This is a genomic window from Chryseobacterium sp. MEBOG07, from assembly GCF_021869745.1.
Taxonomy (GTDB): Bacteria; Bacteroidota; Bacteroidia; order Flavobacteriales; family Weeksellaceae; genus Chryseobacterium; species Chryseobacterium viscerum.
The window spans coordinates 5,124,234-5,150,519 of sequence record NZ_CP084579.1; the positions used below are offsets into that span (position 1 = coordinate 5,124,234).

The following is a 26,286-nucleotide window of genomic DNA, read 5'->3' on the forward strand; positions in this document are numbered from 1 at the left end:
AATAAAAAAGAGTCTCAGAATTGAGATTCTTTTTTTATCAAACACTTTATGAATACCCAGAAAAATACCCACAAAGAGAAAATAGGATTTCAAAAGCTGATCGCAGCATTTGGAATCATCCTTTTCGTAGGAAAGATTATTGCCTGGAAGCTCACCAATTCTGACGCTGTATTTTCCGATGCTATGGAAAGTATCGTCAATGTCATCAGTGCATTCATGGGACTCTATTCCCTTCATCTTGCTGCCAAACCCAAAGATGAAGACCATCCGTACGGCCACGGAAAAGTAGAATTCGTTACCTCCGGGATTGAAGGCGCCCTGATTGCTATTGCCGGCATTATGATTATTTATGAAGGGATTCACAGTCTTATCGTAGGAAAAACGCTCAGCAAAATAGATCTGGGTATATGGATCATTGCTGCCACTGCCGTTATTAATTATCTTCTGGGATATATTTCCATAAAAAAGGGGGAAAGAGAAAATTCTTTGGTTCTCATTTCATCAGGAAAACATCTACAGTCTGACACCATTACAACCCTTGGTGTGGTAGCCAGCTTAGTGATCGTTTATTTCACCAAAATCTATTGGCTTGACTCTGCAGTAGCATTAACTTTTGGGCTTTATATCATCTTTGTAGGCTATAAAATCGTCCGAAAATCGTTAAGCGGTATTATGGATGAACAGGATCCTGAAATACTAAACCAGGTGATCAGAATTCTTGAAGAAAACAGACACGTAGAATGGATTGATGTACACAATATGAAAATTCAGCAGTTTGGTTCTTCTCTTCATATTGATGCTCATATTACTCTTCCGTGGTATTATGACCTTCGTGATGCTCATGGAGAAATGGAAAAAGTAATTATCCTTCTGGCTAAAAACATGAAGCGCAGTATTGAGTTCAATTTTCATATGGATGATTGTAAACCCATTTCATGCCCGGTCTGCCAGATCAAAGAATGTCCTGTCCGTGAAAAAGACTTCGTAAAACGTGTACAATGGACTCCGGAAAATATCACCAGTGTTGATAAGCACACTGCAGAATAGGTCACGCAATTCACATTCTCAGCTGCCTTTACCAATCATCTGCTTTCTGTAATAAAACATGGGGACAATCAATAGTATAATCAAAGGTTGAATTACAAATCTTCTCATATAAAAAGAAAAAAGATACCCTATTTCAAATTGATCATGAATACAATACAGATAAATCGGCAGAGCAATTGCAAAGACAATTAGCATCATCACGGCTCCCTGTACCGTCCATTGTTTGTTTTTAAATAAGCCATAGATAATCAGGCAGGAAAACAAAAGATTTAAAACAAATCTGAAGACATGTCCAAGAACCAGTTTTCCCCATTCAAATGCAGGGTATTCAATATTTTTATTCGCTTCATGAAAGTAAGTAAGGAAAGGATCATAAAAAAGACGGTCCTCCAGAACTCTTACACTTATCAATCCGCAGATTCCTGCAATAATCAGAAGCCAGTTAAGAATTTTCATGTTTTAATGCAAAAAATTTAATCCAGATCAGCCAAAGTACAACAACAGTCCCATAAATGATGGCAGGGAAAATAAAATCATGGAACATTTTACCATACTCTTTATAATCTGACATTACGATATTCAATCCGATGATTCTCAGAAGATTCATTATATACAGAATAACCAATCCTACTCCAACAAAGACAAAGGTCTTCATCCCTTTATAAAAAGCAAAAACAAAAGAGACAAATAGAATGATGACAGAAACAGCATTGCAGCCCTCTACCATTCTCGTCTCATAGCGTTGGTTAACATAAAACCAAACCTGTTCATTCTTTACGTCATCATAAAGTTCCGTAGGATAGCCTATGGCATTCTGCAGAACAACCACCTGATTGGCAATGACTCTTGAAAAAGAATCCAGCCCGGAATCTTTACCACTATTCAGGTAGAACTGATAAGCAAAAAGCAGCACCAGATAAATAATAATAAAACGCAGTAAAATACCTAAAACAGGTTTAAAGTCTTTCAGCATAGTACAAAGATAAAAATTAGACTGTAATATCCTGAATTTGAATTAAGAAAGTTAAAAACCAAAGATGATATGCCATTATTACGGGATATACAGTTGAAAATTTTCTTAAAAATAGGCAGTAAAACTAATATTCAACAATTCATTTTATATCATAATGATAACATTCTTTTCCTTCATACATTCCACTCCTTTAAACTATAATTTCCAACTCATGTTAATTTAGTATATTTGTTTCCATATTATGACTTCTGAAAACGCAAAACGATTTTTTGAAAACCATTTGGGTAAAAAATCTTCCGAATTCGTCACATTAGCTCAAAGCGGTTCAGCGAGGGTAAACTTCCTCGCCACTGTCACTTCTGAAAAATATATCATTACTTACAATGAAAATATTCCGGAAAATGAAAGCTTTCTTTACTATTCCAAAATATTCTCAGAACTGAGCCTTAACACTCCTACCATTCTTGCTGTTTCTGAAGACAGAAAAATGTATATCCAGGAGTTTTTGGGCCAACATACACTTTCAGAGGTGATTGCCAAAGAACAACTATCTCCCACCGTAAGATCTTTGGTAAAGCAGACATTAGAAAAGCTTTTCCGGATGCAAATACAAACTCAGGGGAAAATTGATTTTTCCAGAACGTTTGAATATGAGAGCTATGATGAACTTCCTGTGATTCATGATCTTTATTATTTTAAAAACTTTGTAGCCGATGTCCTTGAGCTCGAATACAACAAGTCTACTCTTCTGAAAGAATTCAAAAAGATTGTAATACTTATTGAAAATATTGAAACTAAAGGAATTATGATCCGTGATTTTCAGGCAAGAAATATCATGGTAGATGAAAAAAATGAAGTTTCTTTTATCGATTATCAGTCTGCAATGAAGGGACCATTAATGTATGATGTCATCTCTTTCCTTTTTCAGGCTAAAGCTAATTTCCCGGAAGATTTTAAACAGGAAATGCTGGATTTTTATATTCAGCAGTTTGAAAACCCTGAAACGAGAATCCAGTTGAGAAATGCAGTTATGCCTATTCAAATGATGAGATTTTTACAGGTTTTAGGAGCTTATGGGTTCAGAGGATTGATTCAGAGGAAACAACACTTCATGACCAGTCTGGAGAAAGGAATTCAAAATATAACACAGTTTGCCGACTCCTGGGAACAGATGAATAACTATCCAGAGTTGAAAAAAGTAATTCAGCAGTTGACATCAGAGAGGACAAAACAAAAAATTGAGGAGATATTAAATAACTAAGTCTTCAACTCGGCTCAGACTTCAAGATTGAAATATTTGAGCAAAGTAGAAAGTACTTACAACATCACTAAATAAACCTTAATGGTTTAAAAATTAAAAAAAGAATATGCTACACATCGAGATACACAGTTTTTCATACAAGAAAGGAGGAATTCCTAAAGACAATTCAGGAAACGGCGGAGGCTTCGCTTTTGACTGTCGTGGAATTTTAAATCCCGGAAGAATTGAAGAATATAAAATCCAGACCGGAAACGATATAGGAGTTCAGGAATATCTGGAAACAAAAACCGAAATGCCAACGTTTTTAGAATTGGTAAAATCTCTTGTTTCCATTAATATTGACGATTATCTTGAAAGAGGCTTTGAACACCTGCAGATCAATTTCGGATGCACAGGAGGACAGCACAGATCGGTATATTCAGCAATAAAAATCGCAGAATTTATCAGAGAAAAATATCCTGAAGGAACTGAGATCACCCTTCATCATGATGAACAACCACAACTGAATAAATAAATGATAAGCGATCATTGATAAATGATTTAATTATCACTTATTTATGATACAAAGTATTATCATTCATCAATTACCATTTATCAATTATAAAAAATGAAAGCTCTAATTTTCGCAGCAGGGAAAGGTACCAGGCTTAAACCGTTTACAGATCATCATCCGAAAGCATTAGCAAAGGTGAATGGTATTCCACTTCTTGAAAGAAATATCAATTACCTGAAAAGTTTTGGAATCACGGATTTTGTGATCAACATTCATCATTTTGGGAACCAAATTGTTGATTTCTTAAATAAAAACAATAATTTCGGATGTAAGATTGAGATTTCTGATGAAACCAATGAACTTCTTGAAACAGGTGGCGGCTTGATTTTTGCAAGAAAATTTCTTGATCATGGAGAAGATTTTTTAATCATGAATTCTGATATTCTAACCGGGCTGAACATCAATGCATTGGTAGAATACCACAAAAAGATAAAAGATTTTGCTACTTTAGCGGTTTCGGACAGAGAAAGTTCGAGAAAACTCCTTTTCAACGATGATATGGTTTTGAGAGGCTGGCTGAATGTACAATCAGGAGAACAGAGACTGGCAGAATTCAACAAAGGTTTTAAAGCTCTTGCTTTCAGCGGAATTCATTGTATCAATCCTCTCATCTTTGAAAAATAAAAAGAACAGGCAAATTTTCTGTTATGGAAGAATATCTGGATCTGATGCAAACCGAGCATATACACGGTTTTGTACATGACAGCATTCTTATCGATGTCGGAAGACCGGCATCCGTAACAGAAGCCGAAAAACATTTTAAATAAAATTTTGCAATGGAAATTGATGGAACTAGGGATGAAAGTTTAGTAAATCCAGAACTTGACATAAACGAAACAAAACTACATAATAGCTTCAGACAAAAAACCTGGGACGAAACCATCGCTAAAGACAGCTGGATGGTTTTCAAGGTGATGGCTGAATTTGTAGACGGCTATGAAAAACTGGCTAAAATTGGCCCATGTGTTTCTATATTCGGTTCAGCACGACTGAAGCCGGAGAACAAATACTATGAAATGGCTGTAGATATTGCTGAAAAGATCACCAAATTAGGGTTCGGAATCATTACCGGAGGCGGTCCGGGAGTGATGGAAGCTGGAAATAAAGGAGCATTCAATGCTAAAGGAAGATCTATCGGACTTAATATTGATCTTCCTTTTGAACAGCATTTTAATCCTTACATCAATAAATCCTATTCCATGAATTTTGATTACTTTTTCGTAAGAAAAGTAATGTTTGTAAAATATTCTCAAGGTTTCGTGGTTATGCCGGGAGGTTTCGGGACATTGGACGAGCTGACTGAGGCAATGACTTTGATTCAGACCAACAAAATTGGAAAGTTTCCTATCGTTTTGGTAGGAAGTGAATTCTGGGGAGGATTATTAGATTGGTTCAAGGCAACGCTCTTGAAAGAAGGAATGATTGCTGAAGATGATTTGGATCTTTATCGTGTGGTAGATACTGCTGATGAGGCTGTAGCACATATTAAAGCTTTTTATGATAAGTATTCTGTGAATGTAAATTTTTAATTGGCATATTATTTGTGACTTATAACTAACAAGTATGATTGTAAATCTATTAATTAAGATGAAAAAACTTTTATATATATCAGGTATTTTAACATTTTTTGTGTTAACGAGTTTTATGTATGTAGACTTTTTCTCTTCAATGACCAAAGTTGACTATATTGATGGAAGCAAAACATTGAAGTTTACCACAAAAATGAATACAAGCCATATCTCTGACGCTATTAAAATTAACCCTAACACGGCTGGATTTGAAGCAGAGGTGAAAAAATATGTGAACAATAATTTTGATGTATTTGTCAATGGGTCTCCTAAAACGATTACCTTCACAGGAAGTCAGGTCAGTGGAGAAACTGTATGGGTGTATTTTGAGACCGGAGGCGTTTCGGATATCAGCACCTTAAAGATTAAAAATACGATCCTTTTAAGCGCTTTTCCTAAGCAGATCAATCTGGTAAACATTGCCTACAAAGGCAGCCAGAAAACAATGAATTTTCAAAGAGGAAAAGAAGTGAACGAGGTTTCTTTTTAAACGTGAATTAGATTTAACCATTATAAAATGGGTACCCTGGAAAGTTGAACTTTTCAGGGTATTTTTTTGCATTCCAAAAAATCACATCCAAAAGATAAGTTAAGTACAAATACCTAATCTCAAATTTCAGCATTTCCACTCTAATATTTTCATTTTCAGCAATGTACATTTGTATTGTAATTACAACCAAATACGTGAAGCCGTATCACTTTAATAACGGGGCGAAATCTGAAAAGCCAAATGAGTAAGAAAACACCAAACTAAAACTAAGTATCATGGAAGACATAGAACTTAAATCATCCAGCCAGGCAATAGATGTCCTGATTGTAATAGACACGGATTATGTACGAGCAAATTATAAAAGTCCTAGTACAGATCCTAATAGACCTGTAGGAATTGATCATAACAGCCAGCACATGATCGTTTCGAATGCCAACGCTATTTCCGGGCAGGGTTCAGCTGATCTGAACTTCAGCGCAAGAGCCGGAGACACGGTTTCTTTCAGAGGAACTTCAATCTATCAGAATTCGGATGACGCAGTTATTATTTATAATATTAAATACTGGTCCGGAGATCAGGTTTTTAATAATTTCGTATACAATTCTGTTAGAAGAAAACAAGCTGCTGTACCGGATGTAAATTCCTTAAACGGCCTCCCTGCCACCTCTGCAGATATCACTTTCGCCAGTATCGACTCTAAGGTAAGATCAACAGGTAAAGAGAACTTCTATGTACAGTTCGGACTTTACATTTTAGATCCAAATGACAGTAACAAACAGATTCTGTACGGTTACTTTTACTGGGATCCAACAATTACAGTTAAATAAAAGAAAATAAAAAAACCACTGCCGGTGCAGTGGTTTTTGCTTTTTAACATTTCAGAATCCTGTAGGCCAAAAAAGAATATCAAGATCTAATTCACTAATATCAAAATCATTTTGATAGTCTTTAAAACCAGACTTGTTTTTCAGTTCCTCAATAGCATTTTCTGCTTTTTCTAAGGATGAAAATACTCCAATATATCTTTCATCATTCAAAAAAGTATGTATTGTATAATAATGGCTAACGCTAAAAACAGTATTTAAACCTAATTCCTTTATTGAGATACTGCTTTTATCTATCACATCACCTTTCTCAATATAATAACGACCTATTTCCCCAATAACCTCCTGAAATCCTTCATACCAATGTATTTTATCCAGTATATAAAAATCTGTAACAAAGCATTCGGGATAATCTCTGAATCCAGACAGAATAATTGCTTTAGATTTTAACTCTTCCAAGTCTTCAACACTATTGGTAAATCCGATAAATTTGGTATCTGTATGGGACTCATCGGTATAAGTATGATTTAAAGCATAAATGAAATATTCTATTTTAAATATGGGTTCTATATTTTACTATTATTTTCAGAAATAAAAATATAAAATTCTCAGTGGATTTAATTTAATATTCACTATTAAAAATAAAATCAGGCAGCTTTTCAAGCTGCCTGATTTTTATAAAGTATATTAGAAAGATATTCTATCCTACTGTATTACTCAATCTTGATGTTATCAATCTGAAGATCGTAATTTCCACTTGTTCCGGTCTTGATAGCGAACATATCTTTTCCAGCAGTTGTGTTAATATCTGCAATACCTGTAAGGGTAAGCTCAACTAATCTCCACTGTCCGTTTGTGTTGATAGATCCTGTGTAAGAGTTAGCACTTTCTACTCCTAAAGTAGCACCTGTAGAGAATGTACCTAAGTTAAATACATAGAAACCTCCACCTGCTTTATATACGTTGAAAGAAAGCGTTTTTCCTGTTGCAGTACCTTTGATATACATAGTGATTCTCTTCGGAGTAGCTGGGATTCCTGTAGTAGCGATAGATGTAAATACATAATCGTTAGCAGTAGGTGTTCCTTTGATCTGAAGTGAGTTTGTATTGTTGTATCCTAAACCAACACCTTGAGTTGCGTAAGGCTTAAGTCCGAAAGTGTTTACACTTGTTAAGAACGTTGCCCAGTTTTCAAAATCAGATCCTGCGAAAAGATTTACAGCACTTGCAGAAGGAGCTTCCGGCTCACCTGGATTGAATCTGTCGTTAGGGAAGTTCATATCATCAAGAGTTCTGATATAAGCCTGCTCTGTATAAGTTGTCGTGTTGCTTGTACCTGTATAACGGCTTAAAAGAAGAACGATATCACCACTTTTTGCATATTTAGGAGAGATAGGAGACTTCGCAAATGTTGCATAGTTGCTGAAACGAAGGTCTAATCTACCTGCTTTTTTATCCGTAATATAACGGTCACCTGTAGCTGATTCGTCAGCAAAAGTTTTTGTCAATTCAGGATCTTCATACTGAACGTTCTTAATTTTTACAAGCTGGTTGATGTGAGCACCATTTTTAAGAGCATCAGCGATAGAGTTGAATTCTAATGGCTTGATTGCAGTGACTACAGCTTTCTGTCCATCACAAACTCTTGCTACATAATTTGAAACTTTATTTGGGTTGATTCTACCGATAGGATAGTTAGGATCAAAAGAACCTACTTTAATGTTCCCATTAACCCCCTGAACGATCAATCCTTTTAGGTTGATTCTAACTAAAGATCCAACTGGGAAATCAAGATATTGGTTTCCTCCATCGATATCAATTTCGATACCTTGCGTTGGGTTTTCAGGCTTATCCTGAAGGAACATCATTTTGTAGATGTTTCCAGACTCATCACTTGAAGATACATACGCTTCAACGATGTAATCTTCCTTAATGATATCAGCTTCAAGCGGTTTTACTTTTGCAATGGTTGCAAGGTCTGATAATTTATGATTAGCTGCTGCAAATTTGTTGGTACATTTAATTTCCGGCACGTCATAATCATCGGTTTTTACACAAGACGAGAACGCCAGCATTGAAATGGCAGTAAAGATCGCCGCTTTAAAATATATATTTTTCATTGTTTTCGATTTTTAATTTAATTTTTTTAGAATCTGAATTGAAGGTTCACAAAATAAGATCTACCCTGGTTATACCAATATTTAGGAGCGAATACCATGTTTCCGCTGTCATAATCATTAGCATAGTCAGTATAGTTAACGTTTCTTGTCTGCTCAAATCCGCCTGTAATAAAGTTTCTGTTATTAAGGATGTTATTTACAGATGCAGACACCAATACATAATACTTACCAATCATCCAAGACTTACCTGCATTCACATTGAAGAAGAATGCCGAAGGTAGTTTTGTAGGTGTAAGAACTCTTGCAAGCTCTTCATCATTTACGTTGTCATAAGGTACTCCCGGTGTATTAGGGTTTGTGTAGAATCTAGCAGTTCTGGTTACCGGAGATGGATCTAAGAACGAATGTCCGAAGTAATTCCATGTAGCTCCTAACCACCAGTATTTAGGACTGCTGTAACGAAGACCTAAAGTATATGCCTCCTGAGGAGTTCCACCCTGTCTGTAGTTTTTAAGAGTAGCCTCACCCATGTTGGTATAAGATCTTGATACTACATTTCCATTTCCGTCAAGTTCTCTAAAAGTTCCAACAGCATCAGATGCAAAATAAACGGTAGGATTATTAGTATAAGTATACTGTCCTAAGCTTAATAATCCACTTGCTGTCAAAGTTGGAGTAACTTTCACCTGTGCACCAAGTTCAATACCCATATTTCTCTTGTTGGCTCCTGCCAATACCTGCGTAATGAAAGCACCGTCCTGAATAGGAGCCTGATCTCCGCTTTCAGTAAGAGTAGTCAACTTAACTCCCTGTGCGAAATATCTTTGTACACTTGTTTCGTTTTGAGTATTAACAAGGTAACCTGTCAATCTAAGTTTAACAATCGGAGTAGAGATTACGTAGCTCAAATCGTTTGCATCAACAACAACGTTTTTGATACCCGGAGTCGTAACACCACTTACTCTTGTATTAAAATAAATATCATTTAAGAAAGGAGACTGAGAAAAGTAAGCTCCGTTATAAACCAAGAAGTTTCTACCATTGATTTTATACGTAACCTGACCTTTAACACCTACATTCCAGAAGTTTTGATCTCCTCCTTTTCCGTAAGATGACTCATACAAATAGTGCTGGAATAATCCTTCTCTGCTGTTTGTTGTATAACCGAATAATCCGGAAATAAAAACATCAAATTTCCCTGTTGCGAATTTGAAAGCAGGGTTTATTTTAAATTCCTGTCTTCTGAAAATATAGTTGTACCCGATTTTGTCACCTTCTCTTTTGGCAACATCAGTATCACTTTCTCTTGTATTGAATTTCCCCCAAGCGCTTCCTGCAGTTGTATTAGATGCAAATGCGTCCATATTCAATGCAAAATCAGCACCTAAAAGATCATTCACTTCTCTGTACTGCTCAGATCTGTAATTCTGGTAAGATAAGTTTAAAATGAAACGTGAAGTATCATTAAAGTTATAAGTATAGTGCGTAGCAAAATTCCATACTTTATCATCTTTCACATCATCTACAAGATAATAAGCTGCTCTTCTTCCACCAAGCGTAGCATTATATTCTATGTTCCTGTTGGCATTATAAAGATTATCCCAGTTGATCTGTGTGTGAGATTGGTCATCATTCGTCCACCAGTCTCTTGTGATTCCAACGTTAGCTGCTTGTTCCGGAGCTGGATTTTTATAGTTTAACCAATAACTTGGTAAATTACGGTAATACGTTGGCGAAGGGTTATTCGCTCTGTACCAATCTAATCTTGAACTGTATTCTTTACCGAACTGGTAAGAAACAGACGTCCATAATTGAGAGTTTTTATTGATTTTCCAGAAATCCTGTAATTGAATCATCGGCTGGAAACCTCTTTTTACTCTTTCATTTCTTTTGTCTCCGTTCTGCCATCCCCAGTAAGAGTTGTAATGAACTCCTCTGAAATCGTATACTTCCTGGGTACTTGGGCTTGAAGAACTTCTTGCATATTTAGATCCGATAGCATTTAAAGTCATCGTATGGCTATCGCTGAATTTCTTCTCAATACCAACATATCCACTGTAAGCATCATAAGCAGTACCATCCTGGATCCCTTCCTGTGCCCATCTTCTCGCGATCATTCCTGTAAATGCCCATCCGTTCTTATTCATTCCGGAAGAGAATCTGTAAGACAATCTGTTCGTATAATTCCTGTTGGTCAGAGAGTATGTCAACTGACTTCCTTTTCTGTACTCACTTGCTTTTGTATTCTTATAAAACACACCCGTAGTTCCTCCGAAAGCATATTCGGAAGGCGCATGATTAGCGGAAATTTCCGGGTAACGGGTAATTTCGTTCAACCCTCCCCAGGTACTGAAGTCTACGTCTCCATTATCTGCAGCGGCCATAGAAACCCCGTTGATCATATTCTCACCTGTTCTGCTATCAATTCCTCTTGGGCGGAACCAGTATGGTCCTAAATCGAAACTTGCAATTCTGTTGAAAACATCCTGAGAAGACTGTAGTAATCCTACTGTTGCAGTTTGCTGTGCACCACCGCTGTCACTTTCTCCGGAATCTTCTACAATAGCCAAACCCTGATCTGCACCGTTCAATGCAGAATAAAGAGTAATTACTCCAAGATCTTTTCTTTTCTCATCACTAGCTACGTCAAATTCGAAAATTTTAGTTTCAAAATTTGGTTTTGTAACCATAATCTGATAATGTCCGGGCATCAAATCCGCAAATTGGAAATATCCGATTTTGTCTGCCTTTGCATCATTTCCTGCTCCTTTTAAATCTACACTTGCTTGCTCAACAGGCTTACCGTCTGCGTCCTTAAGATACGCAAACACTGTTGTCTGCGCATAATAATATGACGCAGGCAGCAAAGTAAATAAAGAGATCAATGATAGTTTTTTAATCATGAGTATATTTATTTTTTTAAATACTTTTCTTGTTAATTCTCAACAGTTTAAAAGTTGGGGGCACAAATTTAGTCAAATTTTGTAATTCCCAACTTTTTTAACATTATTTTTTCTTAACATTGCAAACTTTTAAGAATCATTATATAAAAAATGTTGGATTACTGCTTTTAAATTTACAAATATTTAAAATGCAGTGAATTAAAAAAAAGTAAATTTGCAAATTAAATAGTATTAACAATAACTCTAAAGAGATGAAAAGATTTTCGACTCTGTTTGCCATCGTTATTTCGATCATGGCATTCTCACAACAACAAGGAAAACTGAGAAAAGTTGCCACGGTAGGTTTCTTGAACGTAGAAAACCTATGGGACACTATTCGTTCAGCAGATTATATCGACGGAACCAAAGACATTAAAAACCCTGCTTTCCACAGAAGTATTCCTATAGATTCTATCAAGTTTCTTGAAGCTGAAAAATACGACGGCCCATGGAGCGATGGTGCTTTAAAAGGAAAAAAAGTAGTAAGAGAACAAAGTGGTTCTGAGGAATTTACTCCAAAAAGCGCTAAGAACTACGGAAGTAAAATCTATAAAGCAAAACTAGCCAACGAAGCCAAAGTAATTTCTGAAATGGGAGCACAGTATACCAAGACAGCTCCTGCGATAGTAGGCTTAATTGAGGTTGAAAACAGACAGGTCATCCAGGATCTTGTGAACGAACCTGCTTTAAAGAAATATGATTACGGAATCATTCATTACAATTCTTATGACTACAGAGGAATTGACGTTGCATTGATCTATCAGAAAAGAAGATTCACCCCGACCAATTCATTGAAAAAAGAATTGGTAATCTACGGTGACAACGGAAGAAGAGAATATACAAGAGACATCCTTGTGGTAACTGGATTTTTAGATAATGAAAAAGTAGCATTTTTTATGAATCACTGGCCTTCAAGAAGAGGTGGTGAAGCTATTTCTTTACCTAAAAGAAATGCAGCAGCGGCCTTATTAAAAAAACAGATGGACAGCGTAAGAGCAGCAGACCCAACGACAAAACTTTTTGCAATGGGTGACTTTAACGATGATCCTGTAAGTCCAAGTTTAAAAAATCATTTGAAAGCTCAGGCAAGTCCAAAAGATTTAAGCGAGGAAACGCCTTATCTTAATCTGATGTATCCTTTATATAAGAAAGGAGTAGCATCTCTTGCTTATCAGGATGCACCGAACCTGTTTGACCAGATTATTGTTTCTAAAAACTTAATTTCAGATCAGGTCGCTAAAGAATATTCTGTATATAAAGCAGAAATCTTTGCCCCGGCTTATCTTGTAAATAAAGAAGGAAATTATAAAGGGTATCCTTTCAGATCCTGGAACGGAGACCAGTTTACAGGAGGCTATAGTGACCACTTCCCGGCATTTGTAGTTCTTCAGAAAGAACCATAAAAAAGTTAGGCACTCTTATTGGAGTGCTTTTTTTATGTAAATACCTCAATCATGAAAAATATTGTTTTACTCGTATTGATTGCATTGATTCCTTTCAGCTGTTTTTCTCAGGAAACCACAAAGAAAGATAAAGAGCATGCAGAGATGAAGCCTTCTAAAAATGAAGACGGGGAATGGGATCTTACGGTTATTGATACTCAGTTCGATTATTTTCTGAGTGCTGTTGCCAAACCTATCAGCCAGTATACAGAATCTTATCTGAAGACAAAAAACACGTTTTTGGTCAACGAATGGAACAGTTATTATAATTCCGGCCGATATAGAAATATAATAGAATCCGGAATAGATTATGATCCGCAGGAAAATTACGGGATCAAGTTTGAATATAAATTATACCAGGTTTTCGTGTATGTGAATTGGAAGTACAAACTAAGAATGAGCGGATTATCCGGCAGTGATGCGATAAGGTAACTTTACAATAACACCCAATAAAAAAAGGTTCAGAGCAATTCTGAACCTTTTCATTTTTATAATAGCTGAAAATTATTTATTGAATAATTCCTCTACTTTATCCCAGTTTACTACATCAAAGAATGCAGAAACATAATCAGGTCTTCTGTTTTGGTAGTTTAAATAATAAGCGTGCTCCCAAACGTCCAATCCTAAAACTGGAGTTCCTTTAACGTCTGCTACAGGCATTAGTGGGTTGTCCTGGTTAGGTGTAGATGAAACAGATACAGAACCGTCAGCATTTTTTACTAACCAAGCCCATCCTGAACCAAATCTTGTTTTAGCAGCATCAGAGAAATCAGTTTTGAATTTTTCAAGACCTCCGTAATTTTCGATAGCAGCTTTTACATTTCCTACAGGCTCTTTGCTTCCTCCAGGAGTTAAAATTACCCAGAATAAAGAGTGGTTGAAGTGACCTCCTCCATTATTTCTTACCGCTGGTTTGTCAGTTCCTGTCTGGCAGATTTCTTCGATCGTTTTTCCTGCTAGCTCAGTTCCTTCGATTGCTTTATTTAAATTGTCAATATATGCTTGGTGGTGTTTTGTATGGTGGATTTCCATAGTTTTTGCATCGATAGTCGGCTCTAATGCATCGTATGCATATCCTAGTTTTGGTAATTCAAATGACATAATCTTTATTTTTAATGTTATACCCAAAAATAGCCAATATTTAAGGTACTATCAAAGATTGGGGATTACTTTAATAAATCTTTAACATTGATATATTGATTTAGAATGATTTAAATTTTAAAATACTTATCTACAGGGCAAGAAAAAGCACAAACCTTAAGGTCCGTGCTTTCTATTTAACAATAATTAAATTAATTTATTTATTCATAGACATCAGGAATTCTTCATTATTAAGAGTTCCTTTGATGTTCTTATTTACAAATTCCATTGCTTCTACAGGATTCATTTCAGAAAGATATTTTCTGAAAATCCACATTCTCTGAGAAGTCACTTCATCTAATAGAAGGTCATCTCTACGAGTACTGGAAGAAATCAAGTCGATAGCTGGATAAATTCTTCTGTTAGCAATTTTTCTGTCTAGCTGAAGCTCCATGTTACCTGTACCTTTGAATTCTTCAAAGATCACTTCATCCATTTTAGATCCTGTATCAATCAATGCTGTTGCAATGATCGTAAGAGAACCTCCTCCTTCAATCTTTCTTGCTGCTCCAAAGAATCTTTTCGGTTTGTGAAGTGCATTAGCATCTACCCCACCTGAAAGAACTTTACCTGATGCAGGAGTCACGGTATTGTATGCTCTTGCCAATCTTGTAATAGAGTCCAGTAAAATGACTACATCATGACCACATTCTACCATTCTCTGTGCTTTTGCAAGAACAAGGTTGGCTACTTTCACATGTTTTTCTGCTGCTTCATCAAATGTAGATGCAATAACTTCTGCATTTACACTTCTTTCCATATCTGTAACCTCTTCCGGACGCTCATCGATCAAAAGAACCATCATATATACTTCCGGGTGATTGGATGCAATAGAGTTGGCAATATCTTTAAGCAACATAGTCTTACCCGTTTTAGGCTGAGCAACGATCATCGCTCTCTGTCCTTTTCCAATAGGTGCGAATAAATCTACAATTCTCGTAGAAAGCGTAGATCCGTTTCCTGCTAAATTGAATTTTTCTTCCGGGAAAAGTGGAGTAAGATATTCAAAAGCAACACGGTCCTTGATGAATGCAAGGTCACGCCCGTTAACTTCTGTAGGCTTTAATAATGAAAAATATTTCTCACCTTCTTTTGGAAGTCTTACAATTCCTTTAACGGTATCTCCGGTTTTCAAACCATAATTCCTGATCTGTGCTGTAGACACATACACATCATCTGGAGAAGAGATATAGCTAAAATCTGAGGAACGTAAAAATCCGTAGTTATCTGGTAAGATTTCCAAAACACCTTCAATGCTTACCAATCCATCGAAATTAAATTCTTTTTATGGTCATGCTGCTCCTCTGCCTTTTCAGAATGTCTGTTCTGATTTTGGTTTTGGTGCTGATGTTGGTTCTGGTTTTGATTTTTATGTTGGTTTCCACTGTTCTGTGGATGGTTGTTTCCTTTTTGAGGTCTGTTAGCCTGTGATTGTTGAGGGGGAGTATTAGGCTTTTCTTCTGCCTGAACAGGCTCTTGAGATTCTGTGTTTTTGGGAGCTTCTGGTTTTTCCTGGGCTACTTCTGTATTACCTGTATTGGGAGAAACTCTTTTTCTTTTCTTTTTAGCTTGAGCGGCTGCTGATGTGTCTTCAGTTGCAGTTGCTGTTACAACGGGTTCAGCTTTGGGCTCTTCCTGTTTTATTTCTTCAGCAGCTGGAACCTTTTCTTCTACTTTAGTTTCTTCCGGAGCTTTTGCATTTGCATTTGTATTTGCTTTTGGCTTGGCTGCTGGTTTTTTGGGAGCAGCTTTTCTTACCGGAGCTTTAGCAGGTTTTTCTGCTGAGGCTTCTTCAGTATTTACACTGGCGGGTTCTGTGGCGTTGAAATAATCTTTTGCAACTTTAGGGTTAGAAGCCTGAAAGTCAAGAATAGCAAAGATCTTGTCATTTTCATTGCTGGTTCTTGCAACTTTAACGCCCAAATCTTTTAAGATTTTAGTCAGTTCCGTTACGGATTTTGACCTTAACGTTTCTATGTTAAACATATTTATGTAAAAATGTAATTAATTGTGAGTAAGAAAAGTAAGTCCGGTGACTTTGGTTTTCAAGTACATTGTATAATGCAAATCTACACTTATTTTTGAATTGTGCAAAATTTATGTTATTTTTGCCAAGAATTTAATATTCAATGCTACAGAGAATACAAACCATATGGACACTATTAGCAGTTTTAGCTGCTGTTTTCCTTTTTATAACAGGACAGGATGTTGTCATTTCCGACAGTATTCCTTTACTTAATATCGGGTGTATAGCGCTTGTTATTGTCGGCGCATTAAGTATTTTTAGTTTCAAAAACAGAAAAAGACAAATTTTGCTGAATACCATCAGCATCATTATAAACGTTTTGTTGATTGGTGTATTGGCGTATTGGTTACTAAACTTATCCGGAGGAATTCATTTTCCTGAGAAGGGTATTGAGCCGGTTTTCCCATTGATTGCTGTAATCTGTCTGCTTATTGCAAACGTTTACATCCGCAAAGATGAGAGGCTCGTAAAATCTGTAGACAGACTTCGATAGCCTTACAACGATTTTTTGAGTGAGAACAGCTTCTTTTAAGAAGCTGTTTTTTATTGAACATATACTCCTCGTTTATACTACCTACTCTGTTACATCAATTAATTTATGTAAATTCATTGCAACTTTTCGGTCGAAAGCACGACAGATTATATAATTTTTAATTAAAGACAATGAAAAAGCTAACTTATCTTACTTTATCACTTTTTTCAATATCCATTTTTGCTCAACAGGTTTCAAAAGAAAGAATCCAAACGGTGCTTTCTACGTTAGCATCTGATGAAATGAAAGGCCGCGAAATAGGAACTCAGGAAAATGAAAATGCAGCCAATTATATTGCTAAGCTTTTTAAAGAAAATAATCTGGAATATTGTACAGGAACCTCTTATCTCGTTCCATTTGACTATAATGGGAAAACCGTGTACAATGTTTGTGGAGTCAAAAAAGGAAAAGCAGATCAATATCTGGGCTTCTCCGGACATTTCGACCACATTGGAACCAGTGATAAAAGCGGAGACAATATTTATAACGGAGCTGATGATGATGCCAGCGGAATTACCACTCTGGTAGGTATTGCCGATTATTTTAAAAACAAAAAACCTGAATTCTCTATGGTTTTTATGGCGTTTAATGGAGAAGAAAAAGGAATGCTGGGTTCAAGAGCTATTTCAACAGATAAAAACCTGGATCCTATTTATAATAAGATGACTGCGCTTTTCAATTTTGAAATGGTAGCTACAGAATCCCAATGGGGGAAAAATTCTTTGTATATGACCGGAGACGGGTTATCAGATCTTGATGAACTGTTCAATCAAAATGCAGTCAATGGATTAAAAATCAATGCAGATCCCTATGCGAAACAACAGCTTTTCTACCGTTCAGACAATGTGAGCTTTGTCAAAAAGAAAATCATTGCTCATTCGTTTTCTACCGTTGATATGACGAAAGCATCTCATTATCACCACGAAAATGACGACATCAACATTGTTGATTTTGATAATATGACTCAAATCATCAATAACTTCGGAAAAACACTGGATAAACTGAGTCCTAAAAATTTTGCTCCGAAATACAATGATAAGGTGAGATTTTAATGAAATCCTCATAAAAAGAACTGCTGAAACAGCGGTTCTTTTTATTAACCTGCCATACGCCCTCATCCCCTATTCAACGGCTTTACTCACGTTTATTTATTCTAAAGTTAAAGTATAATAGCCTTGAGTTGTAACAAAAAGGTATTTTTTGAAACATATCCTTTAAAGTAAAACAGGATTAAGAACGTCTTATCTTTTAATTTTACGTAATTTTGCTATCCAATTTTTTCATTGAATGAACCAATATATTAAAATACTCAAGTTCGCAAAACCTCACCAAAAATACATCTACGGAAGTTTGTTTTTCAACCTTATGTACTCTATTTTTCAGATTGCTTCCTTAGGAACTATTCTACCTGTTTTGGGAATGCTTTTCGGAACCATTGAGTCTAAGAAATACAGTAAAGCTCCTGTTTATTCGGGAGAAATTTTAGATTTTTTCTCTTACGCAAAAGAATATGCCAATTATTATGTTCAGAGTTTAGTAACGGAGCATGGTGCACTGAACGTGTTGGCTTGGCTTTGTGTGATAACGGCTTTTATGTTTTTACTGAGAAACCTTTTCAGATATTTAGGTTCATTTTTATTGATCAATTATCGTGTAGGTGTTACTAAAGACCTTCGTGGAGCCATGTACAGAAAGATTCTTTCTTTACCTGTTTCCTTTTTTACAGAAAGCAGAAAGGGAGATTTGATGTCCCGTATGTCAAATGATGTGGGTGAAGTTGAAGGTAATATTTTGGGAAGTTTAGTTGAATTAATCAATGCACCTTTCATGCTGATCAGCACACTGGTGACTCTTTTCTTCTTAAGTACAGAAATGACTCTTTTCTCACTTCTAGTATTGCCTGTGATGGGAACTATGATTGCTTTAATAGGAAAAAGCCTGAAAAAAGACTCTCACCAAGCTCAAAATGAGATGGGAAATATTTTCTCGATTGTAGATGAAACATTAAAGTCTACAAAGGTGATTAAGATTTTCAGTGCAGAAAAAATAATGGACAACCGTTTTATGCAGTCAATGCAGAAATGGATTAACAGCTCTATAAATTTAGGGAGAAAAAAGGAATTGGCATCTCCAATGAGCGAATTTTTAGGTTCGGTTACTTTCTTGATTATCGCTTGGTACGGTGGAAAACAAATCATTGTAGAACAAAGTATTTCACCTGCGGATTTCTTGGTTTTCCTGGGTATTTTCTTCCAGATTTTACCTCCTGTGAAAAGTTTGTCTCAGTCTATTTCAAATGTGCAGAAGGGAGAAGCTTCTCTTGAAAGAGTTCTAGAAATTCTTGATGCTGATGTGAAAATTGACGAAATAGCAAATCCTGTTTCTATATCAACATTAAATAGTTCAATCGAGTTTAATAATATTGGCTTTTTCTACGATAAAGATCATACGATTCTTAAAAACTTCTCACTTTCTATTCCAAAAGGAAAAACAGTTGCTCTGGTTGGGCAAAGTGGAAGCGGAAAAACAACAATTGCCAATCTTTTAGCAAGATTCTACGATGTTTCTGAAGGAGAAATCCTGATTGACGGGACCAATATTAAAAATTTAAAATTACAGGAATATCGCAAGCTTTTAGGTATGGTAACGCAGGAATCTGTATTATTCAATGATTCCGTTTACAATAATATCCTGATGGGTAAACCTGATGCTACAAAAGAAGAAGTGATTGCTGCCGCAAAAATTGCCAATGCAGACGCATTTATTACAAGACTTCCTGAAGGATATGATTCCAATATCGGAGATGATGGCGGTAAGCTTTCCGGAGGTCAGAAACAAAGGGTTTCTATTGCCAGAGCAGTATTGAAAAACCCACCAATTATGATCCTGGATGAAGCAACTTCTGCACTGGATACAGAATCTGAAAGATTTGTACAGGATGCACTGGAGAAAATGATGGAAAACAGAACTTCTTTAGTCATTGCCCACCGTCTTTCAACCATTCAGAAAGCAGACTGGATCGTAGTGATGGAAAAAGGTGATATTGTAGAACAGGGAACTCATCATGACCTGATTGCTAAAAAAGGAATGTATAACAAGCTTGTTGAACTTCAAAACTTTGACTAATTTTTTAATTTAATTAAAAATGAACCCTATACAAGAGTATTTCTACAGAATTAAAGAACCCGAAAGAAGTACTCTTTTATTTTTACGTGATACGATTTTAGCTTCAGATCCGGAAAACATTACAGAGACATTTAGCTTTGGGCTTCCGTTTATCAAATACAAAAAGAAAATGCTGTGCTACTTCTACTACAGCAAAAAATACGAAAAGCATTATCTGAGTTTTTATCATGGCGACAGACTGGATTATCCGGAACTGATCCAGGATGGAAGAAAGAAGTTTAAAATCCTTCTCATTGATATGGAAGAGGATCTTCCTGTAGAGTTTATATTAAAGCTGACAGAGGAGATTAAAAGATATATAAAATAAAAAACTCCGGTACGAATAATCGTACCGGAGCCTTCTTTAAAAACCCTTTATCATTTTGTGTTTATTCCACTGAATTCTGCCTTTTTAATCGCCCAGGCAAGAGCGTTGGCATAGAATATTGAGTTGTATACATTCATTTCATAAGCTGCAGCACCGTTTCCATAATTGGGTTTTGCGATTGGCTTATAGTTCGTATCTGCATAGAATGGGCATATCGTATCTGAGGTATTTGGAGAAGCCACTGTTCCACACTGAGAGTTGAATCCACCATCTCCTACCCAGATGAAGTTTAGAGTGTTATGCTTAAATGCTGTTACACGACCCACCGTTCCTGATGGCGTAGCCGTAGAGATGTTTGTATCTCCTGAATATACTGTAATTTCACTTGAAGGCAGCCCTGTTGCATACGTAGTAGCAGAAGCATCTTCTCCCCATTGCAATCCTCTTATATCTCCAAAAGGTCCGTTCAGGATTTCATCATTGGTCATTGGCAGTTTATAAATAGCTCCTGCACTGTTTACACTTCCTGTGTTTACAGATCCATCAAAAACATTTCTGAACAGGTTCTGCATTCCACCATTGCTTTCAGAATAAGCAACGATGACACCTCCTTTTGCCAGATAATTTCTTAGTACCTGTGCTTCTGCAGCATTCATACCCCATGCATATCCTATTACAATAATATCTACAGGATTGGCTCCGGTTGTCCAGGTCGTTAGCTGCGCAGCACTCGGGCTGTCTGTACCGTCTATGATCTGATCCCATCCTTCATATTTTACAGTACTGTTAGCCAATGTTCCAAAATTAGCAGCCGCTTTAGTCACCATACCTGATGGAGAAGTCCCTGATACATTATATCCACAACCGTTTGGTGCAGTCCCGATTGTTAAAAGTTTTTTCTTCGGAACTACTACAATCACATTTACAGAACATGTTGTAGATACTCCTCCCTGACTGTCGGAAGTAATGGTCATTGTTTTCACTGTCGTGGAGGAAGGCATTCCCGTTCCTTGCAGCGTAACATTCTGGTTTCCTGTAGCAGTAAATGTTCCTGACCCGCTAAAAGAAATTCCATCAACGCTATTCGTTGTAATGGTATAACTTCCCAATGTTGCAACATTCACAGGCAAAGTAATTGTATTGGAAGCTGCAAGAGCTGTTCCTACTTTGTACACTCCATTTACGGTTGCACTTCCACAGCTCATCGTATAGGTTCCTGCAGGACTTAATACCGTAATAGAGATCCCTGGAGTACAGGTAACGGTAGTTCCATTCGCTTCTAGTGACACATTATCGATCTGGATATTCTGAGGAGCTCCCTGCCCCTGAATCTGTATTGTTTGTACTCCGGTATTAAGAAATACTCCGGTACCATAAAAGTTATATCCGTTGGTAGTAGTTCCTGAAATGGTATAGTTACCAACTTTCGTAACATTCACAGCAATGCTCAGGTAATTCGAATTAGTAAGTTCTTTCCCTTTTACATAGCTTCCCATTGCTTTGGACGTAGAGCAGTCTATTGTAAAAACTGATTTTCCCATCTGTCCGCAGACACTTTTCCATTCGTTATCTACAAGACTCCAGTAATTAAAACAATCTTCTGTGGTGTTGTAAATTGTCAAACCATCATCTTTAGATTGGTTGATTACAATGGCGTTTCGTTGTGCTTCAGTAAGCCTTGGAATAAGAATTCCTTTGTTATTATTTGCCGAGACAACATCCAAAACGGAATTGGCATTAGGCGTAGTGGTATTAATCCCTACAGCACCATTATTGGCCTGTGAATAAGATTTCCCAAAAACAAAGAGCATTGCTATTAACAAGACTTTCATTGAGGGCATCGTAAATTTTGTTTCCATCATTTATAAATTATATTTGTTTTTGTTTAATGATTAAAATTTTCAACTGAGTCATTTAACCGCTACAAAATTATCACCCTCAGACAATTACAAATTAATTCCACCTACGTAATACTACTCACGCGTATTAAAACTCACAAAACATCAATCGTTTATCTATTTAAAAAGGACAAATCAAAAAGTGAACTATCAAAAACGCACAGTATCTTTTCATATTTTAAAAATAGTTTTCCATTTGGTAATCGTATTTCGGCTTATTTTAAAATGATTGCTAATCTGAAGATTATTAAGTTTATTCTTTTTCTGATAACTAAGAATTTTCAAAATAGATTCCTCATCATAAGAACGAAGCCTTTGATTGTTAAATCCAACAGCATATTCCGGTTCTCCAAAAATCAATTGATTAAAATTCAGAACATCTATGGCCGAATGTAATCTTTCCAACCGATGCTTAATGGTACTATCAATTAATTTTTCTGGAAACTTTTCCTTAAGAATATCAGTATAAATCTGTTTGTAATCCGGAGCCATATTATATTTTTTTCATCCATTTATAGAGGGTAGTTTTGGGAATATTATACCTTAAAACCACCTCATTTGCCGTCATCACTCCACTTTCTATTTTCCCAAGTATAAAATCCTTTACCTCTTGAGTATAGATATTTTTCCTAAAGACCATCGTGCTTTTCTTTTGGCTGTCCTTATTATCCATTCTTGACTGGGGAGCGTACAAAATGAGATGACCGGTATAAAATCTAAAGAAATCGAATTTTAAAAGCTTACTCCATTTCAACAAAACATCAGTATCAATGCTCTGCTCATGATACATCTTTTCTATATCATCTTCCGTCCTGTCTAAAAATTTTGAGATTCTTTCTATTGGGATCCGATACTCTTCCACTTTGGACCTGATCAGACTTCCAATATGAATGTTCTTAATATTCATCGAAATATATTTGGGTAAAAATATTGACAATAAATACTATCAGACATCACTCGACATTACTTAATGCTACGCATAAGTAGTAAAACTCAGTATTGTGGATATTTAAATTTTAATCAGAAAGCTGTTGATGTTTATTTCTGAAGAAATATTCAGTTTTTTTCGGATCCTGTATTTTTTACTTTCTACAGCGCGAATACTGTTATTGGTACATTGTGCAATTTTTTTGGTATCAAAATCAAGTTTCATTAAAGCACAGAAATAGAGCTCAGAATGAATAAGATTAGGGTTTATTTTCAAAATAGCCGGGATAAAAAGAGGAAAAAACACCTGAAATTTTTCAAAAAATATAGGAGAATTGGTTTCTGCCAAACTTAAAATCTCCTGAACATTTTCTTCTGAAAGATGATTGATCAACATCTGGTGTTTCATCAGTTCTGTATTTGTTTTCACGAGATCCTTAATTGTAGAGTCTTTCACTTTTGTATCTGTAATAAGCCCATGAATCAATTGATCTTTCTGGGTAATAAAAACAATATCCATCAGAAAAGAAGTGATAGAGAATAAAATATTCAGCAACCTTATTGTTTTAAAATCCTCTTTTTCTATAAATCTGCTTTTAGGCAGGAAATCAAAATCAAAGTACAGACATACAATAAAATTAATACTGATGATAAAAGTAATGAAAAAGATAGAAAAGGATTTTTTTTTATAATTTAAAAAGAATGGAACTGCAAACAAAAGACAAAAATAAAAATACTCTACTCCTGCATTTTTGTAGGTATAAATATTAAAAAAACTGACTATAAAAGTCAACAGGACAAATATAAACATAACAGCCCCTTTCAACGTATTTCTGAACCGTTTCATCTTCCCTTTTATTGCCATTAAAAACAACCAGAAAAAGGTAATAATGGTAAGAAATATTGAGATAAACATATCTCCGAAAAAAGTAATAATAAAAATGGAATAAAACAGGAATATGAAAAACAACAAAAGCAAATACCTATTAATAAGATGAAGATAACTACTTTCAAAATCATCATCCATGTTCTCAGCTTCGTCGTTGATCACCTTAAAGAAAAACTTATAAATCATCTGGTTGTTTTTTTATACTCTCACAAGCTTAAGTTGGTATTTGTACTCCTGAAAGCAAAAATTCTCCCATATTATTAAAAGCTTCTTATGCAAATAAAAACCTACAAAACGAGATATGTCAGTCTTTTTTTCAGCATTAAAAGGATATGATTAAGGTGTTTTTCTAGTTACAATTTACTAAAATTCAACATTAAAATTATCAAACAAAATACCATTTCTGATAAAAATTTAATAAGCATTTACCTCACATCACTTAAAAAGCATAGCTTGTGTTTTTAAACTGCAAAAGTATTAATCCAAATGGAAAAGTATTAATCTTTAAATACGCAATATTACTCATGCGTAATTAAACTCAAAACGATCAAATGAGCTTCAATTCATCAAATAAAAAAAAGAGAGCCTTAGAGCTCTCTTTTTATCTTTATATCAAATAAGAATTTTAATTTTCTTTCAATTTGGCAATAACATCCAAACCTCCTTTTGTAATATCTCCGATCTTACAGATAATTTCAGTATCCAGAGGAAGGAATACGTCCATTCTGGAACCGAACTTGATAAATCCGAACTCGTGTCCCGCTTTTGCTTTATCGCCTTCATTACAGTAGAAAACAATCCTTCTGGCCACGTATCCGGCAATCTGTCTGAAAACTACTTTATGGTTAGTTAACGTTTGTACCGCCATAGTCGTTCTTTCGTTTTCCGTAGAAGACTTTTCGTGCCATGCTACAAGATATTTTCCAGGGTGATACTTTTTGTAAATCACTTCACCTGAAACAGGATATCTACAGATGTGTACATTCAATGGAGACATAAAAATAGAAACCTGAATTGCTTTCCCTTTTATAAACTCATCTTCTTCCACTTCTTTGATCATTACTACTTTTCCGTCCACCGGAGCTATCACGTTTTCTCGGTGATCCAAAACATTACGATCCGGAACTCTGAAAAACCAGAAAACTAAACTGTAAATAACCAACAAAGGTAAAATGATCAACAGGGACCACATTTTAAGGAAATAAATAGCCAACACCCCCAGAATGATAAAAAGCAGGGTGGCTACGGTAATTGTTCCTTTTGATTCTCTATGTAATTTCATGAGACTAAATAAATTTTTCTAAAATAAAGTACAAATATACGACAGGAACGCAGATAATAAAACTATCCAGCCTATCTAAAACTCCTCCATGTCCTGGAATGATGTTTCCACTGTCTTTCACACCGAAATTTCTTTTCAATTGGCTTTCTACCAAATCTCCTAATGGAGCAAAGGCAGCAACCAAAAATCCTACAATCATCCAATTTCCTCTTAACTCTGGCTGATAATGTTCAATGAAGTACGATAAAACCAGGGTTAAGACAACACCGCCTGCATATCCTTCCCATGTTTTTTTAGGAGAGATTTTAGGGGCCATTTTATGTTTACCAAAGAACTTTCCTACCAAATAAGCAAAAGTATCACTGCTCCAAATCAGGATAAACAGGAAAAGAACCTCTAATGAGAAGTTTTCATTATAGCTGGAGAACTTTGGCAGCCCTAGTGCAAAACTGAATGGGAGCGCTACGTAAATAACGGTAAAAATCAGTTTTCCGCTATCGAAGTATAATTCGTTGGGATATTTGAATAAAGTAACCACAGCAATTCCAATAAGGGCCAGGGCTAATATTTCGCTAAGTCTGAAATCAAAAAAGAAATCATGATTAAAATATCTTTTGGAAAAAATATAGAATATAAAAATGACCAATGGGAATACAACCCATTTTTCATAGCCATTCCCAAACTTCATGATCTTGACACATTCCCAGGTTCCAACGACCAGCAACAAGCTCATTAATCCATAATAAAGATACTGTTGTTTGATAAGCCCGGGTGCAATGCTGTTCAGCAGTTCTGCTCCCAGCGGCGTTGAGCAAAGAATAATGACGGCTATATAGACGATACCTGATACGGTCCTTTGAATGAGATTTTTATCCAAAA

Annotated in this window: 24 protein-coding genes and 2 pseudogenes; 13 read left to right on the plus strand and 13 right to left on the minus strand. The window is 35.7% G+C overall.

Going from position 1 to position 26,286, the window contains the following annotated elements; genetic code table 11:
- Nucleotides 1-48 precede the first annotated feature (48 nt).
- On the plus strand, nucleotides 49-1,047 hold the full coding sequence (locus LF886_RS23600; RefSeq protein ID WP_236852057.1) for a cation diffusion facilitator family transporter: 999 nt from the start codon (nucleotides 49-51) through the stop codon (nucleotides 1,045-1,047).
- An 18-nt stretch (nucleotides 1,048-1,065) separates the two neighbouring features.
- On the opposite strand, the gene LF886_RS23605 is transcribed toward LF886_RS23600, so the two are convergent.
- Entirely contained in the window at nucleotides 1,066-1,503 is a 438-nt protein-coding gene (locus tag LF886_RS23605; protein ID WP_236852058.1) for an exosortase F system-associated membrane protein, read from the minus strand.
- On the minus strand, nucleotides 1,490-2,020 hold the full coding sequence (xrtF, locus tag LF886_RS23610; protein ID WP_236852059.1) for an exosortase family protein XrtF: 531 nt from the start codon (nucleotides 2,018-2,020) through the stop codon (nucleotides 1,490-1,492). The genes LF886_RS23605 and xrtF overlap by 14 nt, the downstream gene beginning before the upstream one ends.
- A gap of 241 nt (nucleotides 2,021-2,261) precedes the next feature.
- Between xrtF and LF886_RS23615 the strand changes: the two genes are divergently transcribed.
- The 6 genes and pseudogenes from LF886_RS23615 to LF886_RS23640 all read left to right on the plus strand — a co-directional run bounded on the left by LF886_RS23615 (nucleotide 2,262) and on the right by LF886_RS23640 (nucleotide 6,719).
- Complete coding sequence (locus LF886_RS23615; RefSeq protein ID WP_236852060.1) at nucleotides 2,262-3,281, plus strand: aminoglycoside phosphotransferase family protein; 1,020 nt, start codon at nucleotides 2,262-2,264, stop codon at nucleotides 3,279-3,281.
- A gap of 106 nt (nucleotides 3,282-3,387) precedes the next feature.
- Nucleotides 3,388-3,795 (plus strand): RNase adapter RapZ, encoded by a 408-nt coding sequence (locus LF886_RS23620; protein ID WP_236852061.1) that lies wholly within the window; start codon nucleotides 3,388-3,390, stop codon nucleotides 3,793-3,795.
- A gap of 93 nt (nucleotides 3,796-3,888) precedes the next feature.
- Nucleotides 3,889-4,601 (plus strand): annotated as a pseudogene (locus LF886_RS23625) (nucleotidyltransferase family protein).
- A gap of 9 nt (nucleotides 4,602-4,610) precedes the next feature.
- On the plus strand, nucleotides 4,611-5,363 hold the full coding sequence (locus LF886_RS23630; RefSeq protein WP_124532449.1) for a TIGR00730 family Rossman fold protein: 753 nt from the start codon (nucleotides 4,611-4,613) through the stop codon (nucleotides 5,361-5,363).
- 58 nt (nucleotides 5,364-5,421) lie between these two features.
- Nucleotides 5,422-5,892 (plus strand): DUF6702 family protein, encoded by a 471-nt coding sequence (locus tag LF886_RS23635; RefSeq protein WP_228447802.1) that lies wholly within the window; start codon nucleotides 5,422-5,424, stop codon nucleotides 5,890-5,892.
- A 275-nt stretch (nucleotides 5,893-6,167) separates the two neighbouring features.
- Nucleotides 6,168-6,719: an inclusion body family protein gene (locus LF886_RS23640; RefSeq protein WP_236852062.1), complete on the plus strand. Its 552-nt coding sequence runs from the start codon at nucleotides 6,168-6,170 to the stop codon at nucleotides 6,717-6,719.
- A 51-nt stretch (nucleotides 6,720-6,770) separates the two neighbouring features.
- Here the strand turns inward: LF886_RS23640 and LF886_RS23645 are convergent, their stop codons facing one another.
- The 3 genes from LF886_RS23645 to LF886_RS23655 all read right to left on the minus strand — a co-directional run bounded on the left by LF886_RS23645 (nucleotide 6,771) and on the right by LF886_RS23655 (nucleotide 11,739).
- Nucleotides 6,771-7,175 carry a hypothetical protein gene (locus LF886_RS23645; RefSeq protein WP_236852063.1) on the minus strand — a complete coding sequence of 135 codons (405 nt, stop codon included), beginning with the start codon at nucleotides 7,173-7,175 and terminating at the stop codon, nucleotides 6,771-6,773.
- A gap of 254 nt (nucleotides 7,176-7,429) precedes the next feature.
- Nucleotides 7,430-8,836 carry a DUF5689 domain-containing protein gene (locus tag LF886_RS23650; RefSeq protein WP_236852064.1) on the minus strand — a complete coding sequence of 469 codons (1,407 nt, stop codon included), beginning with the start codon at nucleotides 8,834-8,836 and terminating at the stop codon, nucleotides 7,430-7,432.
- 26 nt (nucleotides 8,837-8,862) lie between these two features.
- Complete coding sequence (locus LF886_RS23655) at nucleotides 8,863-11,739, minus strand: carboxypeptidase-like regulatory domain-containing protein (protein ID WP_236852065.1); 2,877 nt, start codon at nucleotides 11,737-11,739, stop codon at nucleotides 8,863-8,865.
- Nucleotides 11,740-11,990: 251 nt separating this feature from the next.
- On the opposite strand from LF886_RS23655, the gene LF886_RS23660 reads away from it, so the two are divergent.
- Nucleotides 11,991-13,181, plus strand: a complete 1,191-nt coding sequence (locus tag LF886_RS23660) for an endonuclease (RefSeq protein ID WP_236852066.1) — start codon at nucleotides 11,991-11,993, stop codon at nucleotides 13,179-13,181.
- Between the two features lie 51 nt (nucleotides 13,182-13,232).
- Complete coding sequence (locus tag LF886_RS23665) at nucleotides 13,233-13,652, plus strand: DUF6146 family protein (protein ID WP_236852067.1); 420 nt, start codon at nucleotides 13,233-13,235, stop codon at nucleotides 13,650-13,652.
- 72 nt (nucleotides 13,653-13,724) lie between these two features.
- Here LF886_RS23665 and LF886_RS23670 read toward each other — a convergent pair whose 3' ends face one another.
- Nucleotides 13,725-14,321: a superoxide dismutase gene (locus LF886_RS23670; protein WP_103234070.1), complete on the minus strand. Its 597-nt coding sequence runs from the start codon at nucleotides 14,319-14,321 to the stop codon at nucleotides 13,725-13,727.
- A 196-nt stretch (nucleotides 14,322-14,517) separates the two neighbouring features.
- Nucleotides 14,518-16,346: pseudogene (gene rho / locus LF886_RS23675) on the minus strand (transcription termination factor Rho).
- A 143-nt stretch (nucleotides 16,347-16,489) separates the two neighbouring features.
- Between rho and LF886_RS23680 the strand changes: the two are divergent.
- From LF886_RS23680 to LF886_RS23695, 4 genes are all read left to right on the plus strand, one after another.
- On the plus strand, nucleotides 16,490-16,879 hold the full coding sequence (locus tag LF886_RS23680) for a DUF4293 domain-containing protein (RefSeq protein ID WP_103234068.1): 390 nt from the start codon (nucleotides 16,490-16,492) through the stop codon (nucleotides 16,877-16,879).
- A gap of 170 nt (nucleotides 16,880-17,049) precedes the next feature.
- Nucleotides 17,050-17,970: a M28 family peptidase gene (locus tag LF886_RS23685; RefSeq protein WP_236852068.1), complete on the plus strand. Its 921-nt coding sequence runs from the start codon at nucleotides 17,050-17,052 to the stop codon at nucleotides 17,968-17,970.
- Between the two features lie 235 nt (nucleotides 17,971-18,205).
- The gene (locus LF886_RS23690; protein WP_236852069.1) at nucleotides 18,206-20,044 is read left to right on the plus strand and encodes an ABC transporter ATP-binding protein; all 1,839 of its coding nucleotides are present in this window, start codon (nucleotides 18,206-18,208) and stop codon (nucleotides 20,042-20,044) included.
- Nucleotides 20,045-20,063: 19 nt separating this feature from the next.
- Entirely contained in the window at nucleotides 20,064-20,411 is a 348-nt protein-coding gene (locus LF886_RS23695) for a DUF1801 domain-containing protein (RefSeq protein ID WP_124532469.1), read from the plus strand.
- A 50-nt stretch (nucleotides 20,412-20,461) separates the two neighbouring features.
- Here the strand turns inward: LF886_RS23695 and LF886_RS23700 are convergent, their stop codons facing one another.
- From LF886_RS23700 to LF886_RS23725, 6 genes are all read right to left on the minus strand, one after another.
- A complete protein-coding gene (locus tag LF886_RS23700) occupies nucleotides 20,462-22,273 on the minus strand; it encodes a hypothetical protein (RefSeq protein WP_236852070.1) in 1,812 nt (603 codons plus the stop codon).
- Between the two features lie 207 nt (nucleotides 22,274-22,480).
- On the minus strand, nucleotides 22,481-22,801 hold the full coding sequence (locus LF886_RS23705; protein ID WP_236852071.1) for a helix-turn-helix domain-containing protein: 321 nt from the start codon (nucleotides 22,799-22,801) through the stop codon (nucleotides 22,481-22,483).
- A 1-nt stretch (nucleotide 22,802) separates the two neighbouring features.
- Nucleotides 22,803-23,216: a transposase gene (locus tag LF886_RS23710; RefSeq protein WP_236852072.1), complete on the minus strand. Its 414-nt coding sequence runs from the start codon at nucleotides 23,214-23,216 to the stop codon at nucleotides 22,803-22,805.
- A 102-nt stretch (nucleotides 23,217-23,318) separates the two neighbouring features.
- Nucleotides 23,319-24,311: a helix-turn-helix transcriptional regulator gene (locus tag LF886_RS23715; protein WP_124532477.1), complete on the minus strand. Its 993-nt coding sequence runs from the start codon at nucleotides 24,309-24,311 to the stop codon at nucleotides 23,319-23,321.
- Nucleotides 24,312-24,750: 439 nt separating this feature from the next.
- The gene (locus LF886_RS23720) at nucleotides 24,751-25,407 is read right to left on the minus strand and encodes a phosphatidylserine decarboxylase family protein (RefSeq protein ID WP_103235567.1); all 657 of its coding nucleotides are present in this window, start codon (nucleotides 25,405-25,407) and stop codon (nucleotides 24,751-24,753) included.
- A 4-nt stretch (nucleotides 25,408-25,411) separates the two neighbouring features.
- Complete coding sequence (locus LF886_RS23725) at nucleotides 25,412-26,284, minus strand: phosphatidate cytidylyltransferase (RefSeq protein WP_236852073.1); 873 nt, start codon at nucleotides 26,282-26,284, stop codon at nucleotides 25,412-25,414.
- Nucleotides 26,285-26,286 lie beyond the last annotated feature (2 nt).

Excerpts from the sequence above, each read along its gene's own strand:
- LF886_RS23630 (WP_124532449.1), top strand. The coding sequence starts at position 4,611 with ATGGAAATTGATGGAACTAGGGATGAAAGTTTAGTAAATCCAGAACTT.
- LF886_RS23700 (WP_236852070.1), bottom strand. The coding sequence starts at position 22,273 with ATGATGGAAACAAAATTTACGATGCCCTCAATGAAAGTCTTGTTAATA.
- LF886_RS23650 (WP_236852064.1), bottom strand. The coding sequence starts at position 8,836 with ATGAAAAATATATATTTTAAAGCGGCGATCTTTACTGCCATTTCAATG.
- LF886_RS23710 (WP_236852072.1), bottom strand. The coding sequence starts at position 23,216 with ATGAATATTAAGAACATTCATATTGGAAGTCTGATCAGGTCCAAAGTG.
- LF886_RS23705 (WP_236852071.1), bottom strand. The coding sequence starts at position 22,801 with ATGGCTCCGGATTACAAACAGATTTATACTGATATTCTTAAGGAAAAG.
- LF886_RS23655 (WP_236852065.1), bottom strand. The coding sequence starts at position 11,739 with ATGATTAAAAAACTATCATTGATCTCTTTATTTACTTTGCTGCCTGCG.
- LF886_RS23635 (WP_228447802.1), top strand. The coding sequence starts at position 5,422 with ATGAAAAAACTTTTATATATATCAGGTATTTTAACATTTTTTGTGTTA.
- LF886_RS23680 (WP_103234068.1), top strand. The coding sequence starts at position 16,490 with ATGCTACAGAGAATACAAACCATATGGACACTATTAGCAGTTTTAGCT.
- LF886_RS23720 (WP_103235567.1), bottom strand. The coding sequence starts at position 25,407 with ATGAAATTACATAGAGAATCAAAAGGAACAATTACCGTAGCCACCCTG.
- LF886_RS23600 (WP_236852057.1), top strand. The coding sequence starts at position 49 with ATGAATACCCAGAAAAATACCCACAAAGAGAAAATAGGATTTCAAAAG.
- LF886_RS23605 (WP_236852058.1), bottom strand. The coding sequence starts at position 1,503 with ATGAAAATTCTTAACTGGCTTCTGATTATTGCAGGAATCTGCGGATTG.
- LF886_RS23620 (WP_236852061.1), top strand. The coding sequence starts at position 3,388 with ATGCTACACATCGAGATACACAGTTTTTCATACAAGAAAGGAGGAATT.
- LF886_RS23615 (WP_236852060.1), top strand. The coding sequence starts at position 2,262 with ATGACTTCTGAAAACGCAAAACGATTTTTTGAAAACCATTTGGGTAAA.
- LF886_RS23660 (WP_236852066.1), top strand. The coding sequence starts at position 11,991 with ATGAAAAGATTTTCGACTCTGTTTGCCATCGTTATTTCGATCATGGCA.
- LF886_RS23695 (WP_124532469.1), top strand. The coding sequence starts at position 20,064 with ATGAACCCTATACAAGAGTATTTCTACAGAATTAAAGAACCCGAAAGA.
- LF886_RS23715 (WP_124532477.1), bottom strand. The coding sequence starts at position 24,311 with ATGATTTATAAGTTTTTCTTTAAGGTGATCAACGACGAAGCTGAGAAC.
- xrtF (WP_236852059.1), bottom strand. The coding sequence starts at position 2,020 with ATGCTGAAAGACTTTAAACCTGTTTTAGGTATTTTACTGCGTTTTATT.
- LF886_RS23670 (WP_103234070.1), bottom strand. The coding sequence starts at position 14,321 with ATGTCATTTGAATTACCAAAACTAGGATATGCATACGATGCATTAGAG.
- LF886_RS23665 (WP_236852067.1), top strand. The coding sequence starts at position 13,233 with ATGAAAAATATTGTTTTACTCGTATTGATTGCATTGATTCCTTTCAGC.
- LF886_RS23690 (WP_236852069.1), top strand. The coding sequence starts at position 18,206 with ATGAACCAATATATTAAAATACTCAAGTTCGCAAAACCTCACCAAAAA.
- LF886_RS23640 (WP_236852062.1), top strand. The coding sequence starts at position 6,168 with ATGGAAGACATAGAACTTAAATCATCCAGCCAGGCAATAGATGTCCTG.
- LF886_RS23685 (WP_236852068.1), top strand. The coding sequence starts at position 17,050 with ATGAAAAAGCTAACTTATCTTACTTTATCACTTTTTTCAATATCCATT.